At 70.6% G+C, this 12,551-nt stretch carries 11 protein-coding genes; 3 read left to right on the forward strand and 8 right to left on the reverse strand.

The window, feature by feature from the left end:
- Positions 1 to 145: 145 nt before the first annotated feature.
- The 3 genes from AB0368_RS01710 to AB0368_RS01720 all read right to left on the reverse strand — a co-directional run bounded on the left by AB0368_RS01710 (position 146) and on the right by AB0368_RS01720 (position 3,777).
- Positions 146 to 424 carry a hypothetical protein gene (locus AB0368_RS01710; protein ID WP_366151823.1) on the reverse strand — a complete coding sequence of 93 codons (279 nt, stop codon included), beginning with the start codon at positions 422 to 424 and terminating at the stop codon, positions 146 to 148.
- 136 nt (positions 425 to 560) lie between these two features.
- Positions 561 to 3,077, reverse strand: coding sequence for a rifamycin-inactivating phosphotransferase (rph, locus tag AB0368_RS01715; RefSeq protein WP_366151824.1), 2,517 nt, complete (start codon positions 3,075 to 3,077; stop codon positions 561 to 563).
- 1 nt (position 3,078) lies between these two features.
- Positions 3,079 to 3,777, reverse strand: coding sequence for a GntR family transcriptional regulator (locus AB0368_RS01720; protein ID WP_366151825.1), 699 nt, complete (start codon positions 3,775 to 3,777; stop codon positions 3,079 to 3,081).
- Between the two features lie 238 nt (positions 3,778 to 4,015).
- Between AB0368_RS01720 and iolC the strand changes: the two genes are divergently transcribed.
- Genes iolC through iolB form a run of 3 tightly spaced genes read left to right on the forward strand, consistent with a single transcriptional unit; the run spans position 4,016 to position 6,706 of the window.
- On the forward strand, positions 4,016 to 4,969 hold the full coding sequence (iolC, locus tag AB0368_RS01725; RefSeq protein ID WP_366151826.1) for a 5-dehydro-2-deoxygluconokinase: 954 nt from the start codon (positions 4,016 to 4,018) through the stop codon (positions 4,967 to 4,969).
- On the forward strand, positions 4,962 to 5,831 hold the full coding sequence (locus AB0368_RS01730) for an aldolase (protein ID WP_366151827.1): 870 nt from the start codon (positions 4,962 to 4,964) through the stop codon (positions 5,829 to 5,831). Before iolC ends, AB0368_RS01730 begins: the two co-directional genes overlap by 8 nt.
- Positions 5,828 to 6,706, forward strand: coding sequence for a 5-deoxy-glucuronate isomerase (iolB, locus tag AB0368_RS01735; protein ID WP_366151828.1), 879 nt, complete (start codon positions 5,828 to 5,830; stop codon positions 6,704 to 6,706). Before AB0368_RS01730 ends, iolB begins: the two co-directional genes overlap by 4 nt.
- An 80-nt stretch (positions 6,707 to 6,786) precedes the next feature.
- Here the strand turns inward: iolB and AB0368_RS01740 are convergent, their stop codons facing one another.
- From AB0368_RS01740 to AB0368_RS01760, 5 genes are all read right to left on the reverse strand, one after another.
- The gene (locus AB0368_RS01740; protein ID WP_366151829.1) at positions 6,787 to 8,922 is read right to left on the reverse strand and encodes a prolyl oligopeptidase family serine peptidase; all 2,136 of its coding nucleotides are present in this window, start codon (positions 8,920 to 8,922) and stop codon (positions 6,787 to 6,789) included.
- 208 nt (positions 8,923 to 9,130) lie between these two features.
- Positions 9,131 to 9,382 (reverse strand): helix-turn-helix transcriptional regulator, encoded by a 252-nt coding sequence (locus tag AB0368_RS01745; RefSeq protein ID WP_366151830.1) that lies wholly within the window; start codon positions 9,380 to 9,382, stop codon positions 9,131 to 9,133.
- A complete protein-coding gene (locus tag AB0368_RS01750) occupies positions 9,382 to 9,993 on the reverse strand; it encodes a DUF2975 domain-containing protein (protein WP_366151831.1) in 612 nt (203 codons plus the stop codon). Before AB0368_RS01750 ends, AB0368_RS01745 begins: the two co-directional genes overlap by 1 nt.
- A gap of 240 nt (positions 9,994 to 10,233) precedes the next feature.
- Entirely contained in the window at positions 10,234 to 11,250 is a 1,017-nt protein-coding gene (locus AB0368_RS01755) for a sugar phosphate isomerase/epimerase (protein ID WP_366151832.1), read from the reverse strand.
- A 67-nt stretch (positions 11,251 to 11,317) separates the two neighbouring features.
- Positions 11,318 to 12,487, reverse strand: a complete 1,170-nt coding sequence (locus AB0368_RS01760) for a Gfo/Idh/MocA family oxidoreductase (RefSeq protein WP_366151833.1) — start codon at positions 12,485 to 12,487, stop codon at positions 11,318 to 11,320.
- Between the last annotated feature and the right edge of the window lie 64 nt (positions 12,488 to 12,551).

Below are 12,551 nucleotides of genomic sequence, written 5' to 3' on the forward strand. Positions count from 1 at the left end.
TCGTGACGCCGGGCGCCGCCGGCGCCGGCGCGGCACTCAAGGAGTGCGCGACCCCGTCCATCGACCGCTTCCAGCAGTGGCTGGCGAGCGGGGAAGGTACCACCGTCCCGGCGACCGGCAGCCTGCTCGTCCCCGTCCGCCGCCATCAGTACGCGGCCGAGGTGACGTTCCTCAACGCCGAGTGGCACGTGGTGGTCGTCTGGCTCGCCAACGAGTTCGAGGCGCAGGTCGACCTGTCGCAGTCCCGTGGCTTCTGGCTCACGTACAGCGCGACCGACGACCTGTACGTCCAGCTGCGGCCGGCGTCGCACTGGAGCGGCGGCGCCCAGTGGCTCACGCCGGTGCCCTCGACGCAGGGGCGGATGGTCACCAGGTTCTTCAGCCTCCGGCCGGATGCGTGGACGTCGCTGCCGGAGCTGGGCACGCCCACGTTCCCGTTCGACGTCGCCGTCGGCGAGGCCCGGGGCCTGGTGTTCGTCGGCAAGACGGCGAACGAGCGGACGTCCGCGGGCTGCGAATCAACGGCTACGTCCCGCCCTGCCTCTGACGCGCTTGATCGGTCACGGCAGGACCTCGACGTAGCCGCCGGTGCCGTGCACGCGAATCCGCTGTCCATCGAGGATCAGCCGGGTGGCGTCCGCCACGCCGACGACGGCCGGCAGGCCGTACTCCCGGGCGATCACCGCGCCGTGGGTCATCATCCCTCCGACCTCCGTCACCAGGGCCGCGGCGGCGACGAAGAGGGGCGTCCAGCTGGGGTCCGTGTGGGCCGTGACGAGGATGTCGCCCGGTTCGAGATCGGCGCGTGCCATGTCGAGGATGACGCGGGCCCGCCCCTCGACGGTCCCGGCGGAGACCGGCAGGCCGATCAGCGCGCCGGCCGGCACATCGTCGCGCCGGTACGCCCCGGAGATGACCTCGCCGTCCGAGGTGAGCACCCGGGGCGTCGTGAGCGCCTGATACGACCGGAACTCGTCCCTGCGCCGGACGATGAGGTGGTCCTCCACCCGCTGCGTGCGTACGACGTCGTGGAGCTCCTGGAAGGTGAGGTAGAAGATGTCCTCCTGCTCGCGCAGGACGCGGGCCCGGACGAGACGCTCGGCCTCCTCCATCAGGGCTCGCTTGTAGACGAAGTAGCGGCTGATCATGCCGTATTTCGGATACTCCCGGTACCCGATGAAGGTGCGGACCAGGTCGATCTTCCGCTTCGTCTCGTCGGCCTTGTCGTCACCGTCCGGCAGGGTCCGCAGGCGCTCCAGCAGCTCCTGCTCCTTCTTCCAGGCCTCCTGCCGACCCTGCTCGAAACGTCGCCGGCTCTCGCCCGGCTCGAAGTTCCTGACGTTGCCGAGGATCATCGGTACGAGCGTGGCGGGGCGCTCGCTCCACCGCGGACGCGTGATGTCGATCTCGCCGACGCAGCGCATGCCGTACTCGTGGAGCCAGGACTCGATGGCGTCTCGCGCTTCGCGCCCGCCCGCGACCTCGGGAAGCTTGTCCAGGAAACCGTCGTCCTCGACGTGCTGCAGAAACGCCACCACGTCCGGATGGGGGCGGATCGCGTCGGCGACGTCGAGCAGTGCCAGCCCCATCTCCGACGTGACGTTGTGGGGAACGGACTGCGTGAGCGTGTCCGCCGCGTTGTTCTCGCCCAGCCACTCCTCCAGCCGCTCGTTGAGCCACCACGTGGCCTCCATCGCCGACATGAACACCCGATGGCTGCGCGGATCGAACAGGATCCGCCTCAGCTCCTGGATGTCCGCCCGGATGAAGTCGAGCAGCGCCTCTCCGGACTTCGTCCGGATCTCGCGTTCCGAGGCGGCGACGGATGCCTCGCCGAGCCCGATCAGCTCGGTGACGATGGCCGGGTCCGCCTCGATCGGTGCGGCCGCGCCGCCGAACAGCGGCCCCGGGGGACCCTCGTCGGGAATCGGCCGGATGAAGCCGTCCCGTTCGAGGACGGTCCGCAGGGCGTCCCCGGTCAGCGGATCGGACTTCCCGATGAGCTCCAGGAGGCCGGCCCGGCTCGCCGGCGACGCCAGCCGCTGGGTGACGTCGACGAACAGGCGGCCGCCGGCCTCGGCCATGGGCGCGGGAGTCGTCATCTGCCAGAAGGACAGCCCCAGAGGCTTCATGGGGTCGGTCATCATCTGCTGATGGCCGACGGAGAGATAGACGTGGTTCTCCCCGTCGCCGGACTCGGGGATGGGGAACAGCGTGGTGATCGGCCGGCTCTGGACGAACTGGAAGCCGTCGTCGTCCAGGCACCATTCGATGTCCTGGGGGCGGCCGAAGTGCGCCTCGATCCGCCGGCCCAGCCGGGCGAGCCGCACGACCTGCGCATCCGTCAGCGGCGGCTCGGCGGCGATCGTCCTGGCGACGACCTCGCCGTCGCGCACCTTGTAGACGTCCGGGTTCACCAGGCCGGAGACCAGGGCCTCGCCGAGGCCGGGGACGGCCTCCACGGAGACGACCTTCCGGTGGCAGGTGACGGGGTCCGCGGTGAACAGGACGCCGGACACCTGGGGGAGGACCATCTGCTGCACGACCACGGCCATGTGGACAGTACGGTGGTCGATCCCGTTGCGCCCGCGGTACGTCACGGCGCGCTCGGTGAACAGCGAGGCCCAGCACCGGCTGACGTGCCGGAGGATCGCCTCGGGCCCCACGACGTTCAGGTACGAGTCCTGCTGGCCGGCGAAGGAGGCCGTCGGCAGGTCCTCCGCCGTCGCGCTGGACCGGACGGCGTAGGCACCCTGCTCGCCGAGCCGGGCGAGAGCGCGGGTGATCTCCGCCGCGAGATCGTCCGGGACGGCGGTTGCCTCGATGGCCCGGCGGATCGCCGCGCTGAGTGTGCGGATCGCCTCCCGGTCGTCCAGGTTCAGACGCGACAGCTGGTCGAGTTCGTCGCCGATGGCGGGTGTCTCCGCCATGACCTGCCGGAAGGCGTCCGTCGTCACGCAGAAGCCGGCCGGCACGCGGATGCCGTCGATCCGCGACAGCGCCCCCAGGTGCGCGCCCTTGCCGCCGACAACCGCGACCTGATTCTCGCCAACGTCGTGAAGGCCCAACACGTACATATCAGCCTGCCGACAGGTTGAGTTCGAAGCTGTAGCGGCTCGCCCGGTAGACGTGGGATCCGTACTCGAGCGCTCGCCCGCTCACGTCCCAGGCCGTACGCGTCATCGTCAGCAGTGAGGCCCCCCGCTTCTCCTGCAGGATGCGCGCCTCGCCGGCCGCGGCCGAGCGGGCGCCGATGATCTGGGTCGCGATGCGGGGCTGGAAACCCGCCCGGCGCAGCAGCTCGTAGAGGCCGTGCGTGGCGAGGTCGCCGGCCTCGAGGTGGATCAGGCCGAGCGGGATCGCGTTGTGCATCAGGGCCAGCGGTTCGCCGTCCGCGTAGCGCAGGCGTTCGATCCAGGTGACCTCGGTGCCCGGCGGCAGCTCCAGCGCCTCGGCGACGTGCGCGGGGGCCGGGATCACCTTCAGGTCCAGGACCTCCGTGCGCGGCTTGCGGTCGGAGCTGAGGAGGTCGTCGTACAGGCTGGACAGTTCGACCGGGCGGCGGACCTTGGGGTGCACCACCTGGGTGCCGACGCCGCGCTTGCGGACCAGCATGCCGCGTTCGACCAGGTACTGGATCGCGCGGCGGGTGGTGGGGCGGGAGACGCCCAGCCGCTCGGCGAGGTCGACCTCGTTCTCGATGCGGGCGCCCACGCCGATCTCACCGGCTTCGATGAGTTCCTGCAGACGGCTGGCGACCTGGAAGTACAGGGGCACGGGGCTGCTCCGGTCCACCTCGACCGGGCGGACCGGACTGCGTGGGGCAGAGAGATCGGATGCCACGGGACCCCCTGGTTTTCAGTTTGTCAGGACAAAGTATTGACGTGGAAGCACTCACGTTATTACATCGAAACCAACCGAGACAGCCCCGCCGGGGTGAGACCCCGCCGCCGGTCTCTCCCCACCGCTCAGCCTCTCCATCGCTCTCTCCGATCGCTCTTGGCAAGGGGGACGCATGCCCGCCGACGAGGTACTGACGATGGGACGTACCGGCGTTGATCTGTATCCACAACAGATCGGCGTATCGCTCCGGGAGGTCCGGACGTTCGAGAAGTTCCTCGGTGGCAGCCCGACCAACGTAGCCGTGGCCGCCGCCCGCTACGGGCGCCGCAGCGCGGTGATCACGCGGACCGGTGACGATCCGTTCGGGGCCTGGATCCACGACGCGCTGCGCGGATTCGGGGTCGACGACCGGTTCGTCAGCCCGGTGGCCGGGCCGCCCACGCCGGTGACCTTCTGCGAGATCTTCCCGCCCGACGACTTCCCGCTCTACTTCTACCGCTATCCGAAGGCGCCCGACCTCGAGATCGCCGCCGCGGAGCTGGACCTGGACTCCGTGCGTACCGCCGAGATCTTCTGGGTGACCGGGACCGGCCTGTGCCAGGAGCCGTCCCGGACGGCGACGCTGACCGCCCTGCGGGAACGCGCGAAGGCCGGCACCACGGTGCTCGACCTCGACTACCGGCCGATGTTCTGGGAGTCGCGCGAGGAGGCGCGGCGCTGGGTCCAGGAGGCGCTTGCGTACGCGACGGTCGCGGTCGGCAACCTCGACGAGTGCTTCACGGCCGTCGGGGTCCGGGAACCGCGCAAGGCCGCGGCGGCGCTGCACGACATGGGCGTCGAACTGGCCGTGGTCAAGCAGGGTCCCGACGGGGTCCTGGCGTCCCGTGCCGGTGAGGAGGTGGAGGCGCCGTCGATACCGATCGAGGTGGTCAACGGGCTCGGCGCCGGCGACGCGTTCGGGGGTGCGCTCTGCCACGGCCTGCTCGCGGGCTGGGAGCTGGCGGAGATCATGCGCTTCTGCAACGCCGCGGGTGCCATCGTCGCGTCGCGGCTGGCCTGCGCCGACGCGATGCCGACCGAGGCCGAGGTCCGGGAACTGCTCGGATCGGGGGCCGGCCGTGGCTGAGCTGCACGACATCGTCGCGACGCGGGTCGACCGCCCGTACGCGATCGCCTCGGCCGCCAGGCGCCGCCGCAAGCCGCCCTCCTGGCGCGGGGAGCACGGCCGCATGATGGTCATCGCCGCGGACCACCCGGCGCGGGGTGCGCTGCGTGCCGGCGCCGATCCGCTGGCCATGGGCAACCGCGCCGACCTGCTGCGCCGCATCTGCACCGCGCTGGAACGCCCCGGCGTCAACGGCGTGCTCGGGACCCCGGACCTCCTCGAGGACCTGCTGCTGCTCGGCGCGCTCGACGACAAGGTGGTCATCGGGTCGATGAACCGCGGCGGGCTCGCCGGGACCAGCTTCGAGATCGACGACCGTTTCACCGCGTACGACGCCGGCAGCATCGCCGCGTCCGGGTTCGACGGCGGCAAGATGCTGGTGCGCATCGACCCGGCCGACGCGGGCACGGTGAGCACATTGGAGAGCTGCGCGCGGGCGGTGAGCGAGCTCGCCGGGCGCAAGCTGATGGCGATGGTGGAGCCGTTCATCTCGCACCGCGTCGACGGGCGGGTCCGCAACGAGCTGAATCCCGAGGCGATGATCCGGGCCATGACCGTGGCCGCCGGGCTCGGCACCACGTCGGCGTACACGTGGCTCAAGGTCCCCGTCGTCGACGAGATGGAGCGGGTGATGGCAGCGACCACGCTGCCCGCCCTGATCCTCGGCGGCGAGGTGGCGTCCGACGCCGACGCCGCGTACGCGCAGTGGGGCAAGGCGCTCGCCCTGCCGACGGTGCAGGGCCTGGTCATCGGGCGCAGCCTGCTCTATCCGCCCGGCGGGGACGTTGCGGGCGCGGTCGACCGGGCGGTGAGCCTGCTGTGAACCGTCTGCTGCGCCGCGGCCAGACCGCGGTCACCCCGTTCGAGCTCGTCGTCACGCCGCAGAACGCGGGCTGGGGCTACAGCGGCCTGCGCGTCCTCGACCTGACGATCGGTCAGCGCGCCAGCTTCACCACCGGCGACGACGAGATGATCGTCCTGCCGCTCTCCGGCGGCTGCGACGTCACCTGCGACGACGAGCGGGTCACGCTGACCGGGCGCCGCTCGGTGTTCTCCCGCGTCACCGACTTCGCGTACCTGCCGATCGGATCCGCCGTCACCATCCGGGCGGTCAACGGCGGCCGGTTCGCGCTGCCCTCGGCGCGGGCGACGCAGCGCCTGCCGTTCCGCTACGGCCCGGCCGAGTCGGTGCCGGTCGAGCTGCGCGGCGCCGGCCAGGCGAGCCGGCAGGTCAACAACTTCTGCACCCCGGAGTCGTTCGAGGCGGACCGGCTCATCGCCGTCGAGGTGCTCACTCCGGGCGGCAACTGGTCGTCGTACCCGCCGCACAAGCACGACGAGGCGGGGGCGGGGGAGACGGCCCTGGAGGAGATCTACTACTTCGAGGTCGCCGGTTCGCCGTCGGGTGCGCCGGGGGCCGGCTTCCAGCGGGTGTACGGCCACCCGGGGTACGACATCGATGTCTGCGCTGAGGTGCACAGCGGGGACGTCGTGCTGATCCCGTACGGCTGGCACGGCCCGTCGATGGCCGCGCCCGGCTACGACCTCTACTACCTCAACGTCATGGCCGGGGCGGGGGAGCGCAAGTGGCTCTTCTCCGACGACCCGGCGCACGCCTGGGTCCGCGGCTCCTGGGAGCATCAGCCGATGGACGCCCGGCTCCCGCTGACCTCCACCACGGAGAGGAGACGACCGTAAGGCTCACCGTCGCCCAGGCCGTCGTGCGGTTCTTCGCGCCACGGACGGCGGGCGCCCGGCCCGGACGCCCGCCGCGATGGTCAGCCCAGCAGCTGTGGCCGCTGCCACTCCTCGCCGCGCACGTGGTGTGCCAGGAACGCGAGCACCGTGGCGTACCAAATCTCCGCATTGCCCGGTTTGAGGATCCAATGGTTCTCGTCGGGGTAGTAGAGGAACTTGTGGCGGCTCGACCCGTCCTCGTCCTTCGACCGCGACAGCAGGTCCCACCACAGGCGCAGGGCCTCACCGATCGGCACCCGGTAGTCCTTGTCGCCGTGGATCACCAGCATCGGCGTCGTGACGGCATCGGCGAACCGGTGCGGCGAGTGCGCCTCGAGCCGCTCCCCGGTCAGCTCACGAACCCAGTAGTAGGGCGCGTCGGTGGTGGTCATCATCTGATCGAGCGCCCACAACGACGCGTGCGTGACGATCGCGGCGAAGCGGTCGGTGTGCCCGGCGATCCAGTTCGCCATGTAGCCGCCGAACGAACCACCCATCGCCGCGGTGCGCTCGGCGTCGATGTCCGCGCGTTCCTCGGCGGCGTCGGTGAGGGCCATCAGATCGGTGTAGGGGGCGTCGCCCCACGCACCCCAGCCACGCTTGATGAAGTCGTAGCCGTACCCGGTGGACAGCGCGGGGTCGGGCATCAGCACCGCGTACCCGTGCGCCACCGGAATCCACGGATTCCAGCGCCAGGACCACGCGTTGAAGGACCAGAGCGGGCCTCCGTGAATCCACAACACCAGCGGCACCGGCGCGTCCGCGCCGGCCCCGTGCGGCACCGCGAGCCATGCCCGCAGCGGGGTACCGTCGGCGGCCGTCGTGGTCACCTCCTCCAGCCGACCGGGTACGCCGGGAGCCGCAGCCGGACCCCGCAACGTCTCCGCGCCCGCCGACCCGTCCACCGGCACCCGTACCGGCATCGGGGGACTGTCGATGGCGCTGCGCAACGCATAGATCCACCGCCCGTCCGGCGAGACCCGGATGTCGGTGTACGCGCCGTCGTCCCGAGTCAGCCGGGTGACCTCCCCGGTGCCCGCATCAACTCGCCACAGCGGCGACCGTCCATTGTCGTCAGCCGCCACGATCAGCGCACCCCCGTCGGGCGTCCACCGGGCGCTGTGCGGCCACCGATCCCAGCCGCCGGTCAAATCCTCGACGACCGGCCCGCCGCCGAGCGGCACGACGGCGAGCCAGATGTCCCCCGGCTCCTCCGGCGACGACCGGCGGCGGACTACGACGGCCACCCGGGTGCCGTCCGGCGAGATCTGCGGCGACCCGTACTCGTGCTCGGCGTCATCGGCGAGCGTGCGCCGCTCCCCGGTCGCCACATCGATCGCGACCAGCGTGACCCGCTGCGAACCGCCGCGCTCGGCAACCGTCCAGGCGGCGACGACGGTACGGCCGTCCGGGGCGATGTCCCAGCCGCTGTCGTGATCCAGCGCGCGACCGGCGTGGCCGGTGAGGTCCCGGAGCTCGAGCTCGGCGTCCCCGTCGGCGGCATCCGTCACGTCCGCGCCGCTCCGGTCCGCGCTGATCTGGTCCGCGTCGGTTTGGTCCGCATCCGTTTGGTCCGCGCCGGGCAGGTCGGCGGTCAGCAGGCGGGGCCGGTCCGGTCCCAGGTCGTGATCCCAGAAGCGGACGGGATACTCCTCGTGCAGGATCGCCGAGACCCCGGCCTCTTTCCGCTGCTTGCGGGCCTCCTCGTCGGCGTCGGCGCCGGTGGACGACGGCATCAGCGCCGAGCCGGTCACCACGGTGCCGGACGCGCTGGCGAGCACGCCGTGGACGCCGCCGGGCAGCTTCGCCAGCACGCGGGCGTCACCGCCGCCGGCCGGCTGGAGCCACAGAGCCGCCCGGTCGCCGGTGTCGTCCTTGCCGTCCGGCCCCGGTCGAGTCGACGTGAACAGCAGATCGCCGGTCGGCGTGAAGGCGGCCGCGGACTCGCCCTTGCTGCTGCGGGTGAGGCGCCGCGCCGGTCTCTTCCCGTCCGGGTCGACCTCCCACAAAGCCGTGCTGTAGCGGGTGTTCTCGCGATCGGGCGTCGCCACGCCGACGACGAGCCTGCGGCCGTCCGGAGACAGCCACAGCCCGCCGAGCCGGGGGAGACGGACGTAGCTGTCGAGGTCGAAGAAGGGGCCGGGGGTTTGCTCGTCCGAGCCGGTATCGACGGTCACCGAGCCTTTCTACCATTCCTCCCTTTCCGGGGTGTGCCCTTGAAGTGACCTCTGCGACTGTCCGTTGAGCACGATCGCCGGTCGGTCGATCCGTCCTCGGCGGCGTGCTGGTGGCCGAGCCTGACAGCGGTGGGGCGCCCCGACGACCTCATCCCGCCGTCACCAGCAACAACCCCAGAACGCATCGACCCTGCCTGTCACCCTGACGTCATTGGTCTTTCGTAGTGGACTCCGGTGGCGGGTGTCGGACGGTGATCAGGTCGCTGGGTTGGCAGTTGAGCGCGTCGCAGAGTGCGGTCAGGGTGCTGAACCGGATGGCGCGCGCACGTCCGTTCTTGAGGATGGACAGGTTGGCGAGGGTGAGGCCGACCTGCCCGGCGAGCTCGGTGAGGGTCATGCCGCGGGCGGTCAGTAGCCGGTCGATGTGGATGTCGACCCGGTGCTGCTCCTCGGGAGGCATCAGATGACCTCGTCGAGCTCGGCGCGTAGTGCGCAGCCGTGTCGCACTACAGCGGCGAACGCCAGCACGGCGAGGCCCAACGGCAGCCACCAGTAGCTGAGGTCGTCTGTGACGGGGCCCATGTAGGAAGAGGACGGGAACACGCTGTGGTACAGCGCGTACGCCGCCGCCCCGCGGATGATTTCTGCGAGACCACCGGCGGCGAGGATGACGATGCCCAGGCGGCGGATCTGGTCGGCGGTGGAGACGGTGAACGGATCTGTGCGTAGGGCCGAGGTGACGATCCGGCGGGCCAGGATGGCTATCACGAGCAAGGCGACCGCGCCTACCGTGCCCCCGGCGATGACTTCCAGCGCTGTCTGCGCGGTGGTGGGGTCGGCGACCGTGACCGCCACGTCGACATCGACTTTCGCCGTGATGGCTGGCTGCAGTGGGTCGGGCACTGGGTTGGTGAGCGCGTCGAACGGTGCCCAGAACTGTACCGGTGTCCGCCCACCAGTGATCCAGTTGATGGCCGTGACGAGCAGGAACAGGATGTTGCTGATGACGGTGAAGGTCAACAGGGCCCGCAGCGGGCGCAGGGCGCCAGAGCGGCGAGGGGATGGCGCCACGAGAAAACTCCTTATCGAAGGTCGATGCATCGAGTATCGATAAGAGATCGTGGCGTGTCAACACGGGCGTCAGGCTTGTGCCGCTCGGTGCAGCCGCGAGACCGTGTACGCCTGCCTGCGAACCGATGCCCCGCTCCGTTCAGCAAACTGAACGTCCAAGCGGTGCTGACGGAGCCGTTGTTACCGGCACCCCGTACAGGGCGCCCCGCCGGGGAGATGCCCGGACAGGCGGCGCTGAGCTCAGTCGTCGCCTCCCAGCCCCGCCGTGCGCGCCGCGGTGAGGAGGTTTTCGGCTGCCAGCCGGAGACCTTCGATCTGGTCGAACGCCTGGTCCTCGTGCTCGATGTTCACCGCGATGTCCGGGTCGACGGCGTGCAGGGCCCGCAGGAAAGGCACCCAGAAGTCCTCGACGCCATGGCCGCGGCCCACTGCCACGAATTCCCAGGACGGGTTGGTCGGCCACTGGTTGAGGCTGTTCCGGCCGCCGAGATCGAGCGGGTTCTGGTCCGGCGGCGTACGGGTGAAGCGATCGTCGAGCACCCCGTAGACCTTGGCGTGGACGGGATTGATGCGGGTGTCTTTGGCGGCCGCGTGGAAGACGAGGTCGCCGAGGTGTTCGACGCAGGCGACCGGGTCCATGCCCTGCCAGAAGAGGTGGCTGGGGTCCATCTCGGCGCCGACGTGGGTGGCGTTGGTCTGCTCGACGAGGCGTTGCAGTGTCGGGGGGTTGAAGACCAGGTTGTGCGGGTGCATCTCGATGCAGACCTTGACGTCGGCGGCGGCCGCGCGGGCGTTGATGTCTTTCCAGAACGGGATTGCGACGTCGTTCCATTGGTAGTCGAGGATGTCGAGGTATTGGCTGTCCCACGGGTTGACCACCCAGTTGGCCGTGGTGTCCCCGGGGTGGCCGTGCGGCAGGCCGGACATGGTGACGACCCGTTTGACGCCGAGGGCGGCGGCCACGTCGATGGCGCGATGCAGGTCGGCGGCGTGCTTGGGGCCTACCTGCGGGTCCGGGTTGAGCGGGTTGCCGTTGACGTTGAGGCCGGTCAGGGTGATGCCCGACTGGGTGAACCGGCCGAGGTAGTCCTCGCGCGCGCCGGCGCTGGCGAGCAGGTCGTCGATCGGTAGGTGGGGTGCGGGGATGAATCCGCCGGCGTTGATCTCCGCGCTGGTGAGGCCCAGTTCGCCGAGGATCTTTAGGGTCTCGTCGAGGGGGCGGTCGTGCAGGCAGGCGGTGTACGCGCCGAGCTTCATGAGCGGACCTTCCGGGAGGGGCCGAAGCGGGAGAGGGCGGAGCGGGACGGGACCGGCACGTGGCCGGTCACAAGTGGACGGCCTTGTCGGTGGCGGCGACCACGGCGTCGAGGACGCGCAGGTTGTGCAGGCCGTGTGCCAGGTCGGGGCATGGCGGCAGCTTGTCCTCGCCGATGATCTGGCCGAGGAACGCGCGGGCCTGGTAGACGAAGAAGTCGTTCTGCCCGTGGCCGACCGTGGGGAAGTCCATGGGCAGGCCGCGGGCGACGTACGGGTGCCAGGGGCCGATGAACACCTGCCGTGCGCCGTTGACGGCCTCGCCGGGCGTGCCGTCGATGATGCTGAACTCGGCGGGACGTGTCAGGTCGAACGAGGCTGTCCCGTTCTCGCAGAACAGGTCGAGCCGCAGCGTGTTCGCGTGCCCGTACGCCACCCGCGAAAGCGAGAACGTGCCGAGCGTCCCGCCGTCGTAGGCGGCGGTGAACGTACATATGTCCTCGTTGCCGACCGGGACCCGCTCGTCGCTGAGCTGGACCCCGCCGGCGTGCCCCACCGCAACGCCGAGGGGTTTGGGCCGGGAGGTGATGAGCGTGGTCATCGATGTGCCCTGCACGCCCGTGGTCGGGCCGCAGAAGAACTCGGCGAGGTCGACCATGTGGCTGCCGATGTCGGCGAGCACGCCGGAGCCGGGACCGCCCTGGTAGCGCCAGCTCATCGGGCGTTGGGGGTCGAAGCCGTAGTCGGTCCAGTAGTTGCCGACGATGTGCCGCACCCGGCCGAGGCGACCGCTGACGACCTCCTCGCGGATCGCGTTGATGGCGGGGGAGCGGCGGAACGTGAAGCCGACGGCGCCGACCCGGTCGGTGGCCGCGGCGGCGTCCACCATGGCCTGGGCGTCGGCGATGCTGGGCGCGAGCGGTTTCTCGCAGAGCACGTGCTTGCCGGCGGCGAGGGCCGCCTCGGTGATCTCGCGGTGGAGCTCGTTGGCGACGGCGACGCTGACCGCCTGGATGTCCGGGGCGTCGATCACGGCTCGCCAGTCGGTCTCGGCGCGCTCGAAGCCGTAGCGCCGGGCGGCGTCGACGGCGAACGGCTGGTGGACGTCCGCGATGGCGGCCAGGCGCACGGGCGGCAGGCCGCTGTCGAAGACGGTGGAGGCGTTGCGGTAGGCATTGGCGTGTGCGCGGCCGACCATGCCGGCCCCGATCACCGCCACACCGATGGACGGATCGGTCATGCGAGGACCTCCGGGGAGGGGAGCCCGGTGCGCTTTTAAAGCGCTTTAATTGCTAGTACTATCC

It is taken from the genome of Actinoplanes sp. NPDC051475 (assembly GCF_040689425.1).
In the GTDB taxonomy this organism is placed as follows: Bacteria; Actinomycetota; Actinomycetes; order Mycobacteriales; family Micromonosporaceae; genus Actinoplanes.

Excerpts from the sequence above, each read along its gene's own strand:
- iolC (WP_366151826.1), top strand. The coding sequence starts at position 4,016 with ATGCCCGCCGACGAGGTACTGACGATGGGACGTACCGGCGTTGATCTG.
- AB0368_RS01760 (WP_366151833.1), bottom strand. The coding sequence starts at position 12,487 with ATGACCGATCCGTCCATCGGTGTGGCGGTGATCGGGGCCGGCATGGTC.
- rph (WP_366151824.1), bottom strand. The coding sequence starts at position 3,077 with ATGTACGTGTTGGGCCTTCACGACGTTGGCGAGAATCAGGTCGCGGTT.
- AB0368_RS01755 (WP_366151832.1), bottom strand. The coding sequence starts at position 11,250 with ATGAAGCTCGGCGCGTACACCGCCTGCCTGCACGACCGCCCCCTCGAC.
- AB0368_RS01745 (WP_366151830.1), bottom strand. The coding sequence starts at position 9,382 with ATGCCTCCCGAGGAGCAGCACCGGGTCGACATCCACATCGACCGGCTA.